Raw genomic sequence first — 18,582 nt, forward strand, 5'->3', positions numbered from 1 at the left:
ATGTTGTTAGAATTTACGTTTATATCTTCATTTAGAAATACCATTGGATTATGATAGGATTCCCATTGATTTAATTTATTTTTACATAGATATTGTATGCACTGTTTAATAATAAAAAGCTGTTTATCCTTAACATCAGAGACTTGTTGGTTAAAGTTAACTTGCGTTATGGGAACTTTAAAAGTAACTATATATGTCTTCGTTTGTTGTTTCCATGCATCAATTGCAGCTTGTTCTTTAAATAAGGTTAATATGTCCAAAGCAACTTCTGGGATTTCTCGAAAACTAGAAATGTTACTGTTTTCAAAGATTTTATCATTAAATAAAAAGCCACATATACATCGATCAGTACTTTGAGTCTTCCCTAATCGTACATTAACCCTATAAGCATTAACTTCATTATAATCAGACCAATCAATTAATTTACCTCTATAATAAGTGTTAATTGTATTTTCATCTCTCTGAAACTTTATGTTTAATTTTGAAAATGACTGGCTCAAATCACTCTCTTTCGTTAAAGCATCAAATAAATTATATAGTGGTTGATTTTCAATATCATGTTCATTATTACGTGCAGTGAGATGTGAAACTGCAACAGAGTCGAATTGTATATCATTATTATAATCCAGATTTGATTTTGATAGGTATTGAAATAAATGATTGATATCTATTTCATTGACATCTAGGTTAGCAAGATAAAAACAATTTTTAAAGATATAGTGTTCTAAATACTCTTTTCGTATTTCTAGGATTAAAGCTAATGATTTATAGATTTGGTCTGGATTAGTTGTATTTATTAATTTATTCATTATGTATAGTGTCACCCTCTTGGCTAAAAAATTTAATTGAATAGGTTTGAACAAAATTATAAGGACTCAACATATTAAAAAAGAAAATTGTACATTTAGACACAATTTAGGCACATTAAAAGAGAATATTGAAAACTATCATTTTGCTTATCACCGTGATATGAGACCTTCTTTGACTAATTCCTGTGCGAATTCCATTAAAATCTCTTGCATATTTTCGCTTGTTTGAGAGATTTCTTCAATTACTCCCTTATCATTCTTTTCACGATAATTTATGAATGAAAAATCAAACCACTTACTCTCATTCTGTCTATTATTCATTAGCAATTGAAGCACGTTTTCTTGTTGAAATATCATTTTTTCAAATTCATATAAGCTCATCAACTTGACGTTAGAGCATAGATATTTATATTCTTCGCTTCCATGAACAATTTTCAGCTTTTCCGCAGCCTTAGTCATTATGATTTCTCTTAGAATATAACTATCTTCGTTTAAAATAACAGCTCCAAAAATGTTTTCTTTCAAGAAGTCAACTTTCACACTGAACGGGTAATATTCGTTTTGAAAACGCTCAGTTATTTGCTCATAAACTTGAATGACAGCAGCAACCATCCGATTAACCGTATGTTCTACGTCCTGATCCTTTAGATTCCTTAAAGAAACCCGTGGACTCATGCTTTTACTATCTAACATCAGACATTTATTGCCTTTTCGAATCATTATATCTAATGTACGTTTGTTATTTCGTTTATACTTATACGGATATTCTGCTATGACCTCATCAAACCATTCGGATAAGCCACATATGTGTAAAATGTAGCTCTCAAGAACCTCTTTTCCAAATAGTTCGCGAAGTTTATTATTTCCTTCTGTCAATCTAAACAGAAGTGAAGACGTAACAGAATGTATAATAAGGTGAGGCAATGGCAGAAAAATCTCCTGATTGTAAGAAATGAAAGGAAATTGATAAAAGTATTTAAAGCCATAAATATATTGAGTAATGTCATGTATTATCTTTTCTTGAAGAGATACATAATCTGCTCGATCAATGAGAAGATGCTGAGTTACATAACTGTACCTTCTGATTACGTAATCATATATATCTGGCGTTATGGATTTATTGATTTCTCTTGAGAAAAGACTATGAATAATAAAACCAAATTTTTTAAATTCATCGTAACTACATCCAAATTTTCCAGTGAATTGTTGTTTCATATTCACATTCGTATTCTCAAAATTAAAGATATATGAATATCGATAAAACTTAATACCTATATCTTCTTGGATTTGAAATTGATTTAACCCTGTTACAATCATAAAATAATCTAAAAATTTGTTGTTGTCTTGAGCAATTTCTAATTTTGGAGGAAGATAATCCTTGATTGCATTAATTATTTTAGTGAACTGTTTCCTTCCTTTTATGTCATCAAATCTACGGTCAGAATATTCCCCAAGCGTGATAACAGAAAACAAAGCAAATGTCTCTAAATCCCACGGCAATGCTTTGCCACGCCATTCATCAATAGAGATCAAACCACTGATAGACATGAGTTCCTTTGAATGTGCTTGGCATACATTCATTTTCCCCCTAAAATCATATCGTTTTAACAATATTGGTATTCTCTCAAAATCCAAAAGGTTACCTCCTAAATGGTTTCTAATATATCCGTATAATAGCATAGAATCAATATAATAGAATCACTTTAGACTTGGTATATTAGGAAGCTTATATAAAATATAACTTTCAAAAATAGAAAAAATTATATATATGGAAGATTAAGTAAAAAAATAAACAGAGAACAATATTCTTATATTTTATAGTTGTTATGATTTATTTATATATCCACATTTATAAAGATGGATACACATCGGATATTCAACTTCGTAAAAAACGGGATCATCAGGCTGCCTATGCCTTCATGAAAAGATTAGTAAAACATTTTGGAGAACCAACGGTTCTCACTACAGACAAAGCGTCAGCATTACTTTGCGCATTTAACAAATTAAGAAGACAAGGGTTTTATCAAACTACAATCCATTGTACAATCAAACATTTAAACAATCTTATTGAACAGGATCATAGGCATGTAAAGAGACGTTTTGCCAAATCCACAGGGTTTCAAAATCTTCGTCATGCTTCACGTACGATAAAAGGTATTGAGACCATTCATGCCCTATATAAACAAAGACGAAGTCTTCAAAGAGACTCCGCCTTTTCAACGTACAATGAACTTCAACAATTACTAGCTACTTCCTAAACATTGTTCCTCATTTACCAACCTGTTTATGCTTTTTTCAAACTTTGCAACAGAACCGTGCTAGCCCTATATGTATCCACACCGAAAACCAAGAAGAAGATTGAAATTAATTCTAGACATTCTTTAATCGGTACTGTAATATGAAGTTGACTTCACGTGAAGTTAACTTCATATTGAGAGGTGATTTATTTGAAAAATAGATTTAAAGAGCTTTATTTATGTTCGTTTCTAATTATTGTAATGGGTTTTTTTGAAATATTTTTTAACCATGCTAGCGCTGATTTTAGTGCGGGATTTTACTCAGGGAATCTAAAGATACTTACAGGAATAATCTTTTTAATTTTTGCTTTAGTTTCTCAAAGTAAATATAAGGCTAATCGTAAACAGTTAGAAAAAGAGCAATCAATGGAATATGATGAGCGAGATAATCTAATAGAAGGAAAAGCTTCTCAACTTACCATGAGTATTCTAATGGTTATGATCATTCTTATGATGTTTCTTACGAAATGGATTACAATTTCAATTGATATTGGGCTAATTCTCATTATAATATGTTGTCTAATTACGAAAAAATTAGCTAAAAACTATTATAATAGTTTTCTTTGAGTAGGAGATTTCTATGAAAAACAGAATAAAAGAGTTGCGTTTAAAACATGGAATAACACAACAAGAATTAGCTGATAAAGTATTTGTTTCTTCAAGAACGATTATTTCATTAGAAAAACAAAAATATAATCCATCTGTTTTACTGGCATATAGAATATCTGTAGTTTTTAATCTATCGATTGAAGAAGTTTTTATATTTGAAGAAGATGACTACTAGTAATATTAAAAAAATAATACAGCAAAATATAAATAATGAATAGAGGTATATATGTTATGATCTTAAAACTATTTATAATACTTTTTGGATTAGTCTTAGTATTATGGGGTACATATAGAATGAAAAAGGATGATGCATTTGTAGGAAAAACGCAAACAAGAAAAAACATTTTTAATTTCTTCATTTTTGGAGAGGCGTCTGGGATGGGGCAATTATTAGGTGGAATACTGTGTATAGTTCTAGGGATTTTAGGTTTTATAATTAAATAATTTGCGAATAAAAAAGCTAAACTATGCAGTTTAGCTTTTTGTGTTTGGGGTCACTATACATGACTATCAAGCTAATAAAATTAACATGGAGGATTCAACATGAATAATCTAAAAAACTTCTTAAAAGAGAACCCTTTTATTAAATATTCTCTATATGTAATATTAGGAGCCGCAGTAGTAAAAACAGGTTATGAATTTAGCTATTTCATTACAAACTTCACATTATAAAACAATAAGTGGTGTTAATTAACATAACACTACTTAACGGTAGTATCCCAAAAAGCTAACTTCTTATCTTTTTCAGATAAAAAGTTAGCTTTTTTGTTTTGGAGTAAAAAGTAGCATAGATTCTTTTAAGACATCAATAGATAAAAAAATCCCTTCACGATTGTGAAAGGATTCAGCATATTTTGAAAGGGTAACTCCATTTTAGAATTTGAGATGAAAAAAGGGTATTGATAAAGTATGATTTCCTGAATAAGTAAATTTAAATTTGGAACATTAGACCTATTATTTATGTTTGTAGGTATTTGTATCACTATGTAAATATTACACGATGTGTAGTTTATATTATACATAATTTAATAATAATGTAAATTTTATAAACAAGGAAGATGATTTTAAATTTTGTCGAAAAACCTACAAATATTTTGTCACATTTTCTCTAAAATTAGAAATAATGATTTACTTTGTTTCTAATTTTTAAATACTATTATTTTGTAAGATTTATAAAATGATGCCGAGGTGAATGTATGGAAAAGAAACAAGGTGAAAAACGATGGTATAGATATTTAATACAGCTAATGGTAGTTGCATTAATTATTACATCTATACCGATGAATGGATTGGCAGAAACGGCACCAGCGTTTACGCCGTCTCCAAATTCAGAACAAACTCCACAAATGGAGGAGAAAGAGAAGAAAGAATTACCTGCGCCACATCCGGATCAGGTGAAGAAGAAGTTAAAATCACAAGCAAAACCCACTGAGGTTGTAGAAGAACGGACAGAAACAGAAAAGGTCTTCGATAACCAAGATGGTACTTTTACAAAAAAGGTATATACAGAAGCGATTCATACAGAAAAGAATGGAAAGTTAGAAGAAGTTTCGCCGACCTTAGTAGAAGCGCCAGATAAGAAAATTGTGACGGAAAACACAAAATTAAAACCAGAGTTTAAAAAAACAGTGACGGATGGAAAGTATGTTCAGTTCCAAGCGGACGGACATACCATTCAATATGAGTTAATCGGGGCAAGTGGTGAGAAAGGTGAAATTAAACCGTCACCAGTAACTGCCACACATGAAAATAACACCGTATGGTATAAAGGGATTTTCCCTCATATCGATCTAAAAAGTACAACGTTCAATGAAAATGTAAAAGAAGATTTTGTACTAAGTGAATATACAGGACATCACATCTTTACATTTGCATTACAGACAGATTTAACTCCAAACTTGGAGAAAGATGGTTCTATTAGTTTCCAAGATGAGAAAAAAGAAAGTATCTTTACATTACCGAAACCGTATATGACGGATGCGAATGTAAATCAAGAATCTGGAGAAGCTGTCACTTCACAGGATGTTCGTTATGATATCCAAAAGACAGATGAGAAAACATATACATTAACGGTTACGGCAGATCCGAAGTGGTTACAAGCACCAGAACGTAAGTATCCGGTAAATATTGACCCTTCTATCAATGTAGAGGATTTTGAAAATGCATATGCATCTACTCTTAGCCCGAATAGAAATTATTCTGGGGGCGATTTATGGGATAGCGGTCAAAATGCTTATACACTAAAAGTAGGAAATTATGACGGTACAACTGGAACAAACTATGCCTTTATTAAACCACAAATTTCAGATTTAAGAGGCGCACAAATTGAAAGCGCAACATTCCATGCGTATGCAGTATGGCATTATTATGGAAATCAGCCAAATGGTGTCTGGTTAGATGAAGTAACAGGTGGCTGGAATGTTGGAGGAGTTAATTGGAATAACAAGCCTGGTTCTAATAATATCGCTCATGCAGATGTAGGACGCGGGCAATGGGCGCGTTTTAATGTAACAAATACAGTTAAAGCATGGGTAGAAGGCGCAAGACCAAACAATGGATTTAAGTTACATACAAATGGAAATGGACAAAACCATTGGAAGAAGTTTATTGCAGCTGAAAACGGATCAAATGCGCCTTACTTAGAAGTACAGTATTCATATGCAAAACCTAATAAACCAAGAGTGCAAGCGCATTCTAACGGAAGTGGCAGTAGTTCAGGTCACTTTAATATGCAGTGGGATGCAGTCCCAGGAGCAACAGGATATAAAGTAGCTATCTTTAATGGATATGACTATGAATATATTCCAGTTGGTAACGTAACAAATTGGACGACAAAGGATAAAAAGATATTCCCAACACCGGAAGAAATTGCGCAAGGGCATTTCGAGTTCCATGAGGATGGAAAAGGGGCAGAAGCGGCAATTAATCCAGGGCCACTGTATAAAAACGCACACTTGGCAGGTAGTCCATATGGGGATTATAGCTCAAGACGCGGATATTGGATTCGAGTAGTAGCAGAATACCCATTTGGGGACAGTCCATTATCTGATGAGGTAGTTCCACATATACCATTGGAGCAAGTCAAGAAACCGACAGGTTCGGCTTATATCAATGCAACCGATAAACAAACAGGATATGTTTCATTAAAATGGGACAGTGTTCCTGAGGCTGCTGGTTATAAAGTATGGGTGTATAATGGAAAAGATTATGAAGCATTTGACATAGGAACTGCAACAACATGGACGACACAAGGACAAAATATTTGGCCGACAAAAGATGAAATTGCAAAAGGACAATATGTACTTCATCATGATAAAAAAGGTGCAGAGCTTGCGTTAGATCCATCACCTGTATATCGAAATTCAGGTGGTCAGTATGCTGGTTCGAAAAACTATTGGTTCCGTGTAACGGCGTATAGTAAAGTAGGTCATGCCGAAAGTGAAATTTCACACGAATTTACGCCGAAGTTTTCGCAAGACTTTGGGTTTATGGGCATGTTAGACTACTGGGCATCCATTGATGTGTTAAACGGTAAAGTAAATGCCACAAGTGGTAACTTCCTGATGGATGAAAAAGATATGTCCTTATCAGGGCGTGGACCAGATGTATCGATTGAAAGAACCTACAATAGTCAAAGTAAAAAAGTTGGTTTATTCGGTAAGGGTTGGTATAGCAGTTTAGAAGAACGTATTTGGAAAGATGCAGAAGGAAACTTACTTCTGACTTCTGCAGATGGTGCGCAAATTACATTTACCCGAACGGGAGATGGAACGTACCAAGCACCGACAGGTGTATATCTAGATATGAAGGAAACATCAGAAGGGTATGAAATTAAGGATAAAGATCAAACCGTTACGTTTTATACAAAAAAAGAAAATTCTGGTCATATGGAATATGTAAAAGATAAGTATGGAAATACGACGACGTATGAATATGATGGTGAATTCCGATTATCTAAAGTGAAAAATGCATCTGGAAAAGAGTTATTATTACAATATGAAGGTGCGAATAAAAAAGTTTCCAAAGTAACGGGACCAGATAATAAAGTCATTACGTTTACTTACAAAGGAGATTTATTGGTTTCTTCTACAACGCCAGAAGGAAAAGCATATCGATATGGGTATGAGAATGATTTACTGACTCATGTATATGATCCGAAGCATACAGATGAAAAACCATATCAAACAATTTACACGTACGAGAATGATAGATTAGTAAAAGTAACGGATCCGTTAGGAAAAGCATCAACATTATCGTACAATACAGATGCAAAAGAAGTGTCTGTATTGGATGCAAAAGGCCGTAAGGCAATTTACAATTATAATGATGCGGGTAATCCGGTTAAAACCGTTGTAGATGCTGGGCGTCTGAACTTAACAACAACGTATGAATATAGCGCAAATAATCTAGTAAAAACAACAACGCCTAAAAATCAAACAGAGTCCTTTACGTATGATAACAATGGAAACGTAACATCTGCGACGGACGCAATGGGAACTGAGAAATTTGAGTATAATAAAAATAACGGTGTTGTAAGCCACACAGATAATGAAGGAGATAAAACAACAGTTGCCTATAAGGCTGCAAATACAGAGGTTTCTGTAACGGATCAAGCGGCTCACACCGCGTCTGTCACACAGCACGATCAGTATGGGAATCCAACGGAAACAAGTAAAGACATTGGAACAGGAGAGAATCTCCTACAAAATCCAAGTTTTGAACTGGATACAATTGAAAAGTGGACACAAGTAGCTAATAATAACCAAGGTTCTTTATCAAAAGATACTGTTCCAGCACCTGGCGGTCTGGGCGGAGCATCTTCACTAAAGATTACAACCAAAGCAAGTACAAACGATTGGGGCTATATCGCAGCAATCCAAGATGTTACTTTGGAACCAAATACAACGTATACATTGAGTGGTATGCTGAAAACAGCACTATCACCAGGAATTGGGGCCTTCTTTAACATTCAGTTATTGAAAGAAGATGGTTCAGCTGTTGATGGCGGCGGTTGGAACGATAATCGCTACAATAAATTACAAGGTGAAAAGGATTGGACAAATCGCCAAGTTACCTTTAAAACAACAGATCAAACGAGAAAAGCAAGAGTTTATTTACAGGTAGAAAATGGCGGAGCTTCTACAACTGGTTCAGCCTGGTTTGATAAGTTACAGCTTGAAAAAGGTGAAAGTTCTTCTAGCTTTAACCCGATCACGAATAGTAGTTTAGAAAACATGATGGAGAATGGCTGTATCCCTGGATGGATTCGGGGAGATGGCACGAGCTGTGATAGTAAAGAAACAGCGCATGAAGGATTTACAGGCAACTCTTCTCTTATATTAGAGCGTAGTCAATATGGTGGCTCAGATGTTGGTTATAGTACAAGAGTAACTTTAAATCAGAAAACAGCGGCACCTTTAACATTGACGGGGATGTCTAAATCTGAAAATGTAGAAAATGATGCCCCTGATAAACTTTCCAGAGATTATTCTGTTTGGGCTGATGTTTATTATCAAGATGGTAGTGGTGAAAATTATCAAGCAAAATTCCCAAGTGGGACAAATGATTGGAACCGTAGCGCAGTATTCATTCCAGCGAAAAAACCAATTAAGCATATTCAAGTGTATCTTTTATTTAGAAACAATAATAAAGGAAAAGTATGGTTTGATGATGTACGATTATTAGAAGGTAATGTCCTTGTTAAAAATGAATACGATAAAGATAGCAATGTAACCACAACATACGATGAAGAAGGCAATAAAAATACTTTCACATATGATACTTCTGGAAATAAGACAAGTGAAACAGATGAAAAAGGAAATACAAAATCATTTGATTACAACAAAGATAATCAACTTGCAAAAGTTACCTTAAAAAATGGGACTTCAGTTGGTTATAGCTATGATCATAATGGAAATACGACTGAAAAATCTGTGATGTTCGGTGGGAAAACACAAACACACAAATATGAATATGATGTAGATAATAAAAATACAGTATTCATTGATGCATTAAATCGTCGTATTGAACATGAATACGACGCGAATGCAAACAAAACAAAAACGAAAATGCCAAATGGCGCAACGATTGAATGGGGCTATGATACCGCTGATCGTACAGTAAGTGAAAAGCGGAATGGAAAAGATGCCTTTACGTTCGAACGTGACGAAAATGGACAAGAAACAAAAATCAAGGACCATGTCAATGGCATGGAACGAGGAAAAACATACGATAATGCAGATCGCATTACAAGTATGACAGATAGCCGAGGCGGAAAAATAGACTGGGCTTATCACGATAAAGCAAATAGTAAATCAGAAAAATTAAAAGAAAAAACGATTACACATGGCGGCCACAGCAATAAAGCATCTTATGATTACAATACTGCAGATCAAAACATTAAAGTAACAGATGGTGCATCTACGTATCGATTTGATTATGATGAAAATGGTCATGTGCGTACGTATGCCGCAGCCAATGGAACAGGTTCAACATTTAACTACGATCAAATAGGTAAACTAACAGATTTAGTCATTGGAACATCAAACCAAATTTTATTATCTGAAAGATATCAGTATGATAAAACGGGTAACCGTACGAAAATTACACATGAAGGTACAGGCGGAAAAGTAACCGAAACAAATTACGTATACGATCCAATTAATCAGTTACTGAAAGAATCTTTACCAAATGGAACGGTTAAAGACTATACGTATGATGGATTTGGTAACCGTACAAGTGTGAAAGTAGCAGAGAATGGAAAAGAAACAAAGTCTGTAACAGCGACATTTAACGAAGGAAATCAGCTTGTAAAGTTCGGAAACGAATCTCTTACGTATGACGCAAATGGGAACCGTACATCTGACGGCAAATACACATATACATGGAATGAAGCAGACCAACTGGTTGCTGTAACGAAAAAAGGTGAAAGTCAACCGTTCGCAACATACAAATATGATGATGATAACCGTCGTATTGAAAAGAATGTCAACGGTGTAGTTACACGTTACTTCTATGACGGTGACAGCATTAACCCATTATATGAAACAGATGGGAATGGAAATGTCCTTCGTCAATATGTATATTCCATAGACGGTGCACGTCTCGCAATGAAATCACAAGGACAAACGCTATTCTACCACTACGGCCCACGCGGTGACATAGTAGCGATGACAGACCAAGATGGACAAGTTGTAGCAAACTATGAATATGATGCATGGGGAAATGTCCTAAAGAGCGACGTAAAAGGAATTGCAGCCGACAATCCATTTGGATATGCAGGTTACATGTATGATAAAGAAATTGAGATGTATTACTTAATGGCTCGTTACTATAACCCAGACCATGGTGTATTCATCTCAGCAGATCCAGACCCGGGTGATGAGGATGATCCTGTTACACAAAATGGGTATACATATGCGGATAATAATCCAGCGATGTTGACAGATCCAGATGGTCATTTTGCTCAGTTTTTAATTCCAATAGCTATTCATGGCGCGAGAATGGCTGCTCCACATGTTATCAGATATGCTGGACGTGTAACAGCTAAGCATTTGGCTAAAAGGCATACTGTTTATGTTTTGAAAAATAGTGCAGGTAAAGTGAAATATGTCGGCAGAACTGTTAATCCAGCTGCTAGAAAATTAGCACATAAAGCAGTACATCGTGACTTGAAATTTACACGTGTTAGACGTAATTTAAATTATTTTGAGGCAAGGGGGATGGAACAGCGCTTCTATCTAAAATATGGTGGAAAAAAAGAATTACGAAATAGAATTAGACCAATAAGTAAAAAGAATAAAAACTATAAATTCTATATGCAGCAAAGTCGTGCGAAATATAAAAAGTGGAAGTAAGTGGAGATTTTATTTTTAATTTTGAATAGAGTAGTATAAAAAAAATCCCCCTAAACGAATTAGAGGGGGATTTTTCAAAATGATTTACTTTTATTTATATTGAAGTAGTGTCATTTTTAATCTAAATAGTATTTGGAGGGGATTTTATGTTTCCATTAGGTGAACAACCTAAGGTTACTAGAGATTTAGTTGAAGTTAATAATGATGTACAAAAGTTGTCTGTTGATGGTAAAACAAAGAATATAGAACTTTTAGGTAAGTTGAAAATTAAGGAATTATGGGTTTTTGCAGTGAATCAAAAGCAGTTTGATAAAATTATGGCGCATGTTAATCCTGAAGTACTATATGTTTATGAAATGAGAGTAGAAAATTTATCGATCCTACAAATGATGTCTAATTTAAGGGAATTATATTTGTGTTGGAATACTAAAAATACTGATTTATGGGACTTTAGCTATAATAAAAATCTTTCTTATCTATTAATAGAAGACTTCTCAAAAGTAGAAGATATAACACCAATAAAAGATGGAGAAAACTTAAGAGGTTTTTATTTAGGAGGCGGGATAACAAAAGCACTTAATGTAAAAACGTTGGAGCCGATTGGTGATTTAGTACGATTAAATGAATTAACTTTAATGAATATAAAGGTTAAAGATCGTTCTTTAGAACCGTTGATGAATTTGAAAGAACTTAAAAAATTAAATTTATCTAACCAATTTCCAATGGAAGAATATGCTAAATTATCGGTGGTATTACAAAATACAGAATGTGAATTTTTTAAACCATATGTACGCATGGAGTCCACAGAAGGAAAGGATATAATGATGATTGGTAGAAAAAGACCTTTCCTTAATTCAAAGACAGACGTTGAAAAAATAAGAAAATATGAACAAGAATTCAAAAATATACAGGAAGAATTTAGAAATAAAATCAAATGAATTTTGTGATTAAATGGAGATAGTAAGATGTTTAATAGAAGAAAAAGTTCAAATTAGAAAAGAAACATGGATTTGTCGAAGAAATGCACTATAAATTGGTCTGAAGGAGATTTATAATGTTAGAAAAAGTTCATGAAAGACAGGAACGAGAAAAACAGGATATAGAAACGCTAACAGCTTTGAAGAAGGCAGGGTCTAATTTAACAAAAGCACATTACCTAGAACATTATTTCTTAGTAGATACTATAGAAATTGCAGAGAAAATAGCAGATGTACTACATGTAAAAGGTTATGATATTTATGAACCATCTGAACAACTTTCAGAAGATGGGTTAAGTTACTATGTATTTATAGTAGGAAAAAATTGTATACCAACAAAAGAAAATGTTTGGAAAGAAACAAAATACATGGCGGAGTTAGCAGTTTTATATAGTGGAACATGTAATAGTTATGATGGATGGGAAACACAAGTTGTAGAGTAATATATAAGGGAAGACTATTCGGTTCTGTTGCAAAGTTTGGATATGCTTAAATTACTCATATGAAATTTTTTACATTTTATGCGATTTTGAATATACCCTGTAATTCATCGTATGTCGAAAAGCCGAAATCTGAGCTCAGATTTCGGCTTCGTTTATATAAGGCATGAATCATTTCAATTCCTTTTATCGTACGTGAAGCATGACGAAGGGTTTGAAATCCTGCGGATTTGGCAAAACGTCTCTTTACATGCCTATGGTCCTGTTCTATTAGATTGTTCAAATGCTTGATTGTACAATGAGTTGTACGTTTATAAAAGCCTTGTGCTTTTAATTTGTTAAACGCGCAAAGTAACGCTGGGGCTTTGTCTGTTGTGAGAACCGTTGGTTCTTCAAACGTTTTTACGAGTCTTTTCATAAAAGCATAAGCAGCCTGATGATCTCGCTTTTTACGAAGTTGAATATCCAATGTGTGACCTTCTTTATCAATCGCACGATATAGGTAACACCATTTTCCTTTGACTTTGATATAAGTCTCATCCAATTTCCAAGATAAATGTACATGCTTATTTTTCTTCTTCCAAATTTGATAGATCAAATTGCCATATTCATGAACCCATCGCATGATGGTTGTAGGATGAACCGATACACCACGTTCTTTCAGAATTTCAGATACATCTCGATGACTTAAAGAAAAACGACAGTAGTAGCCGACGGCTACCAAAATAATATCTTTCCTGAATTGTTTTCCTTTAAAATATCTCATTTAGGATTCTCCTCACTCTGTTTTGCAAAAATTTAGCTTACTTTCAAAAACTTTGCAACAGAACCTGAAACTTGCTACAACAATGTTTTCTTTAAAAACCTCCTCTAAAACGGTTAAAATTTTTTCCAAAACATCGCGATTTTCTTTCAAACCTACACATAACGCTATGTTATATAATTTCCCCTCTATTAGAAGTTACGGATACAGGAAACCGATTGGAAAAAGGGTGATACCTGAAAAAACCAGGTTCAAAAGATTATGAATCTATATTTTGTAAAAAAATAAATGAGGTGAAATTCTGTTAATATAGAAATATTTTTTATTAATTAGGATTATTAAATTTGCCATTTTTCATGTTATGATATTGTCATATCGTAAGACGATTTAGTGGCTATCCTTTCTTTGATACTTTTTGAGGAAGGGGGGATACATATGGAAATGAAGGACTTATTTGATTACTCATTGAGTTTATTGCATGATCCTATTCAGGAAGGCTTGAAGATATATTTCATTGGACTTGCATATAAATCATTAGATACAACCGACAATAAATCAAATAAAAGAACCGTCCAAAATGCCGGCCAGCAAGAAGACGATTCTCAACAAAAATAATGTTTTAGCAACCAATCGTTTTACGATAACAGTTACTAGAAGAGGTGTTAGCGCATCTCTTCTTTTTATTATGGACAATATTAATCCAGTAATACTACTGTAAGTATAACAAATTCCTCGTTAAAAACAAATAAATGTGCAGTTTTCCCAGAAAACAAGGAATGCAATTCCAATGATTAGCAACGTTTTTTAAATTCATTATATGCAGTTAATAACTAAAGTATAGCAACTTGTTTTTCAAAGAACCTTCACTTACTTAAAGTCGATCTATTAAGTAATTATAGCAACTTACTTATATTATCCCATTTTCAACTTATTGCCCCTTCAAAAGGTACACCTTTTGAAGGGGTTTTTATTACTTCGTATCCAATGATTGGATTTCAAGAAAGAACAATCCGTCTAACCAAGAAAACAAATTTTTTTGATGTACTCAATAATCCTTCTGATTTTCCTATACAGCGTGAAAATAAAAAATATAAATCATACATTGCAAAAGAAGGAGATACCTGAACAAGAAAAGGAAAGGTAACAAGTTCGAAGTTAGCCAATTCTACATCATATATAAATCCATACATAATGTATTAGTCTATATAAAAAACCAGTGATATCAGCATATAAATAGGATATCACTGGTTTTTTGAATTTAACATTTTGTATCTTTTGTAAAACTCATGTTTAATTTATTAGCTGCTCCATCCTTTGTCGCAAACTAAATCCCAAGTTATGATGTGGCATAATGAAGATTTTTTCTACTGAAAAAACTACTATCATTTAGACAAGTTGGGATTACACTTGATTTATCCAAAGATAATATTGATTCTATTTACGAACAAATAAAATCACCTATGTCTCTAAAACCACCTACAGAACATCTAGAGGAATTATCCAAGTTAAATGATGAATATAAATCCATAGCACCAAAATATCAAGAAATATTATTCGATTTTAATAGTGACATAATAAGCGGTCGAAAATACGATCCAGAGTATATAATTAAGGGGCTTGAATATTTAGTGCCTAGATGCGCAGACTTACATTACGAATGTAAAAAGCTAAAGAGAAAATTCAATAAATATGAATAAAGTTAAGATGGTTCAAGCCGGAGGAAAGCACCTTAGGATGTCTTTTCTTTATTACTTCAATTTGAAAATTAATAAAAAAGACTAGCATATACTAGTCTTCTAAATAAAGATTCGAATGATTTTTAATGTTTTCTGGATACAATTCAGCTAGCATTTTAACTGGACTGTCTTTCCAGAATTTACTGAAAGGTGTGATCATCTTTTTCTCTATCATCCATTTCTTCACCCCTATTCTATGTAATTCCGATATAGAAATTGAAGATGTTTCAATTTCATTTCGAATGATTGTTATCGCTTCTCCTTTATTCATCCAAGTCTTATTTGGTGCTTCTCTTAAATCCCACGGTTTAAATTGACCTGGAAATGCTGCGTTTAACATTTCATATGGACTATCTCTAAAGAATTTGTTTAATGGGGTACGTAATCCTTGTTGTATTACCCAATGTAATGAATATTGTTCCTTCATATCCTCTGTAGATAAATTCAGATTTTGTACTATATCTCTAAAAATCTTTAAACTTTCTTCTTTACTTTTCCAACAATTATTTGCCCCCTTCTTTAATTCCCATGGCTGAAATTGATTTGGATACGCCTCATTTAATATTTGATACGGACTAGAATTCCAATGGATTTGAAGAGGAGAATCTAAATATCTTTCTTTCAACCACCTATGATCAAACGTATTTAACAGTTCTTCTCTTGATAACTGTTCTTTTTCTTCAATCCAATAATATAAAACTTCTAATGCCTTTTCCTTTGTCCAATAGTTTTTAGGTGTACTTTTGAATTCCCATGGTTCAAATCGATTTGGAAATGCTGCATCTAACATTTGATACGGACTATCTTTAAAACAAATACTACACGCACCACCTAGTTTCCATTTTTTTATTAGTTCCAAATTCCAATTATCTTTAATCTCTTTCTCATTCCATTTCAAAATATCGTTAACTAAATGACGTGTTAATAATTTTATTATTTCTCTTTGTGTATCTTCCTTCCATGTCCCTTTAGGAAAAAAGCGCCTTTTCCCAGATAAAATCTCTTCATAAATCTCTACAATCGTCTGTTTCATTAGAATTTCTATCTCCTTGCCCATACATGAAAGCGCTTTATTTAATGAAGAGAACTCTTCCCTCATATATTCTAAGTAAAAGAGTTTCTCCTCACTATCATCTATGAATTTGTTTAACTTTATTTCTTCTTTATATATATTTGTTTTATATAGCTATCTTCAATCATTCATTGGCACATCTTGAAGAGTTCACTGAATACCGCCCTCACATAGGCAATACCACTCCTTTTAGAAGCGATTCATCTTTCATATGGTGGCCTTGTAACATGTAATCCTCCTTTCCTTATTACAGTTTTTCATTATATAAAAGACACTGCATAATATCGCAGTGTCTCCTCATGTATTTTTCTTGTTCTTGTCCTGGGACATCTGCTAATGTGCATGTTAATGATGTACTATATTTTTCAGCATATTTTATTGTTTTACCAGGTACAGAAAGTTCAATACCATCTTTCACTGTATTGTCATCACCAAATGCTAAAATATGAGTACCAGTACCTTCTCCTGCTTTCGCAGATATAATATTTTCAGCTATCCCTGTTCCTTCTGATGTTAGATTAAATAAAGAATTAACAGATGATTATTATTACATTCATTATAAGTATGTTTTTTAAACGTTAACCCATTACAACTAAAATCCAGAACCCAAATTTCGGTACTTTTTTGGTGTAATAGGTTAGTTTAATGACCTGGAAATTTTAAGCAACAAAAAAAACCAATCACTTGAATTTGTTAAGCGAACGAGATTATATCATCTATTAACTTATAGACTTTTTTTCTAGTAATAGTTCAATGATAAAATTAACTTGTTTATTGGGAGCACTATAGTAAACTTCATTTCCTCTTCTATAATTCATAATTAATTTTTGGGATTTCATTTTCATTAAATGTTGGGAAACTATAGATTGAGGGATACCTAGAATTTCTACAATTTGATTTACATTACATGATCCTCTTGTCATTAATTCTATTAAAATTGTAATCCGTACCGGATGAGCCAATACTTTTAAAACTTCTGCACTTTTCACATAAATCGACAAACTCAATCACATCCATTTTCAATATTTTTCAATGCATAGTCCACCAAGAATTTATTTAATTTAATTTGATAGCTACCAGACACCGGAACCTTATTTTGTTTTGTTAGTTTGAAAGCGATGTGGTTGGTCCCCGTTTAGTAATCTTTGCAAAAGAACCTTCTTTTCTTCTATCTTAAAACAATGCTTTATCTCTTCCTTAATAAACCAAATAATCCAAAAAAGATAACTAGAAGCCCCATGAATATAAAAACAATTGTTTTTATAAAGTTTTGTTTTTGATATTGTCTTAGTTTGATAATGTTCTCTGTATTATTTTGACTTACTTCATCGTTTACTCTCTCACCATAAATGAGTAAACGATATTTACTCGAAGTATATGGTTCACATGTAAGTAGTGTAGCCTTATCCTTCCCTTTCACAATTGCGAGTTTTTCAACTTGCTCTGGATAAATTACTTCTTGACCAGTTACTTCATAAGTTAATTTCTTTCCAAAAATATGAATATAAAACTTATCCCCGTTCTGTAGTTGATCAAGATGCCTAAACATCCTGGCACCATGATAACCACGATGACCTGCTAGTACTGTATGTGTATCTTGTCCACCAATTGGAAAGGCGGTCCCGCCAATTTGACCGACTCCCATACTTAGATGCTCCTCAGTCGCACCTAAATAAATAGGGAGCTCTTCGTTAATTTTTGGGATGATTACTGTACCTAATACATCATCTTTCTTAATGAAATTCACAAGAGTGGTATTCTTCTTTTCATTACTTGTAAATGGATCTTCCATATGAAAGGTTGGCCCTTTTAATGATCCATTATAAGCTTCCATTGCCTTAAATCTCTTACTAATATTCTCGTCTTCTAATTCGCCCACCTGTTTCTCATAATTCGTTATTTCTGTTTCATAAACACGATGATTCATGTAATTTGCAACAGTTGGATATAGAAATACCCCTAACCCTACAACAAATAATACCGCACTTATTAACACTTTTTTCATAAATTCACCACGCACTAA

At 33.1% G+C, this 18,582-nt stretch carries 14 protein-coding genes and 2 pseudogenes; 9 read left to right on the forward strand and 7 right to left on the reverse strand.

Annotation, left to right across the window (positions count from 1 at the left end):
* Together V7038_RS23465 and V7038_RS23470 are read right to left on the reverse strand one after the other, a co-directional pair.
* The coding region (locus tag V7038_RS23465) for a hypothetical protein (RefSeq protein WP_335695700.1) at positions 1-809 on the reverse strand (809 nt) is incomplete at its 3' end.
* Positions 810-959: 150 nt separating this feature from the next.
* Entirely contained in the window at positions 960-2,444 is a 1,485-nt protein-coding gene (locus V7038_RS23470; protein ID WP_335695701.1) for a hypothetical protein, read from the reverse strand.
* 197 nt (positions 2,445-2,641) lie between these two features.
* Between V7038_RS23470 and V7038_RS23475 the strand changes: the two are divergent.
* The 8 genes and pseudogenes from V7038_RS23475 to V7038_RS23510 all read left to right on the forward strand — a co-directional run.
* Positions 2,642-3,067: pseudogene (locus tag V7038_RS23475) on the forward strand (DDE-type integrase/transposase/recombinase); the annotation flags it as partial.
* 189 nt (positions 3,068-3,256) lie between these two features.
* Positions 3,257-3,673, forward strand: a complete 417-nt coding sequence (locus V7038_RS23480) for a DUF2178 domain-containing protein (protein WP_335695702.1) — start codon at positions 3,257-3,259, stop codon at positions 3,671-3,673.
* Positions 3,674-3,686: 13 nt separating this feature from the next.
* Complete coding sequence (locus tag V7038_RS23485; RefSeq protein WP_098155614.1) at positions 3,687-3,890, forward strand: helix-turn-helix transcriptional regulator; 204 nt, start codon at positions 3,687-3,689, stop codon at positions 3,888-3,890.
* 56 nt (positions 3,891-3,946) lie between these two features.
* Positions 3,947-4,159 carry a hypothetical protein gene (locus V7038_RS23490; protein WP_335695703.1) on the forward strand — a complete coding sequence of 71 codons (213 nt, stop codon included), beginning with the start codon at positions 3,947-3,949 and terminating at the stop codon, positions 4,157-4,159.
* 99 nt (positions 4,160-4,258) lie between these two features.
* Positions 4,259-4,387, forward strand: coding sequence for a hypothetical protein (locus V7038_RS23495; RefSeq protein WP_335695704.1), 129 nt, complete (start codon positions 4,259-4,261; stop codon positions 4,385-4,387).
* A 524-nt stretch (positions 4,388-4,911) separates the two neighbouring features.
* Positions 4,912-11,571: a DNRLRE domain-containing protein gene (locus tag V7038_RS23500; protein ID WP_335695705.1), complete on the forward strand. Its 6,660-nt coding sequence runs from the start codon at positions 4,912-4,914 to the stop codon at positions 11,569-11,571.
* 146 nt (positions 11,572-11,717) lie between these two features.
* Positions 11,718-12,509 (forward strand): hypothetical protein, encoded by a 792-nt coding sequence (locus tag V7038_RS23505; protein ID WP_002107223.1) that lies wholly within the window; start codon positions 11,718-11,720, stop codon positions 12,507-12,509.
* Positions 12,510-12,625: 116 nt separating this feature from the next.
* A complete protein-coding gene (locus V7038_RS23510; RefSeq protein ID WP_002107222.1) occupies positions 12,626-12,991 on the forward strand; it encodes a ribonuclease E inhibitor RraB in 366 nt (121 codons plus the stop codon).
* Positions 12,992-13,067: 76 nt separating this feature from the next.
* On the opposite strand, the gene V7038_RS23515 is transcribed toward V7038_RS23510, so the two are convergent.
* The gene (locus V7038_RS23515) at positions 13,068-13,754 is read right to left on the reverse strand and encodes an IS6 family transposase (RefSeq protein ID WP_002107220.1); all 687 of its coding nucleotides are present in this window, start codon (positions 13,752-13,754) and stop codon (positions 13,068-13,070) included.
* Between the two features lie 432 nt (positions 13,755-14,186).
* Between V7038_RS23515 and V7038_RS23520 the strand changes: the two genes are divergently transcribed.
* Positions 14,187-14,366: a hypothetical protein gene (locus V7038_RS23520; protein ID WP_002107219.1), complete on the forward strand. Its 180-nt coding sequence runs from the start codon at positions 14,187-14,189 to the stop codon at positions 14,364-14,366.
* A 1,173-nt stretch (positions 14,367-15,539) separates the two neighbouring features.
* Here the strand turns inward: V7038_RS23520 and V7038_RS23525 are convergent.
* From V7038_RS23525 to V7038_RS23540, 4 genes and pseudogenes are all read right to left on the reverse strand, one after another.
* Positions 15,540-16,520, reverse strand: a complete 981-nt coding sequence (locus V7038_RS23525; RefSeq protein ID WP_335695706.1) for a DUF4046 domain-containing protein — start codon at positions 16,518-16,520, stop codon at positions 15,540-15,542.
* Between the two features lie 286 nt (positions 16,521-16,806).
* Positions 16,807-17,064, reverse strand: a pseudogene (locus V7038_RS23530) (WxL domain-containing protein); the annotation flags it as partial.
* A gap of 214 nt (positions 17,065-17,278) precedes the next feature.
* Positions 17,279-17,560: an ArsR/SmtB family transcription factor gene (locus V7038_RS23535; protein ID WP_078181480.1), complete on the reverse strand. Its 282-nt coding sequence runs from the start codon at positions 17,558-17,560 to the stop codon at positions 17,279-17,281.
* A 185-nt stretch (positions 17,561-17,745) separates the two neighbouring features.
* Positions 17,746-18,564, reverse strand: a complete 819-nt coding sequence (locus tag V7038_RS23540; protein WP_335695707.1) for a class C sortase — start codon at positions 18,562-18,564, stop codon at positions 17,746-17,748.
* Between the last annotated feature and the right edge of the window lie 18 nt (positions 18,565-18,582).

Source organism: Bacillus sp. JJ783 (assembly GCF_036963225.1).
GTDB classification, from domain to species: domain Bacteria; phylum Bacillota; class Bacilli; order Bacillales; family Bacillaceae_G; genus Bacillus_A; species Bacillus_A cereus_U.

Coding starts and splice junctions, on each gene's coding strand:
- V7038_RS23500 (WP_335695705.1), top strand. CDS start 4,912: ATGGAAAAGAAACAAGGTGAAAAACGATGGTATAGATATTTAATACAG.
- V7038_RS23510 (WP_002107222.1), top strand. CDS start 12,626: ATGTTAGAAAAAGTTCATGAAAGACAGGAACGAGAAAAACAGGATATA.
- V7038_RS23495 (WP_335695704.1), top strand. CDS start 4,259: ATGAATAATCTAAAAAACTTCTTAAAAGAGAACCCTTTTATTAAATAT.
- V7038_RS23490 (WP_335695703.1), top strand. CDS start 3,947: ATGATCTTAAAACTATTTATAATACTTTTTGGATTAGTCTTAGTATTA.
- V7038_RS23485 (WP_098155614.1), top strand. CDS start 3,687: ATGAAAAACAGAATAAAAGAGTTGCGTTTAAAACATGGAATAACACAA.
- V7038_RS23505 (WP_002107223.1), top strand. CDS start 11,718: ATGTTTCCATTAGGTGAACAACCTAAGGTTACTAGAGATTTAGTTGAA.
- V7038_RS23515 (WP_002107220.1), bottom strand. CDS start 13,754: ATGAGATATTTTAAAGGAAAACAATTCAGGAAAGATATTATTTTGGTA.
- V7038_RS23525 (WP_335695706.1), bottom strand. CDS start 16,520: ATGAAACAGACGATTGTAGAGATTTATGAAGAGATTTTATCTGGGAAA.
- V7038_RS23520 (WP_002107219.1), top strand. CDS start 14,187: ATGGAAATGAAGGACTTATTTGATTACTCATTGAGTTTATTGCATGAT.
- V7038_RS23540 (WP_335695707.1), bottom strand. CDS start 18,564: ATGAAAAAAGTGTTAATAAGTGCGGTATTATTTGTTGTAGGGTTAGGG.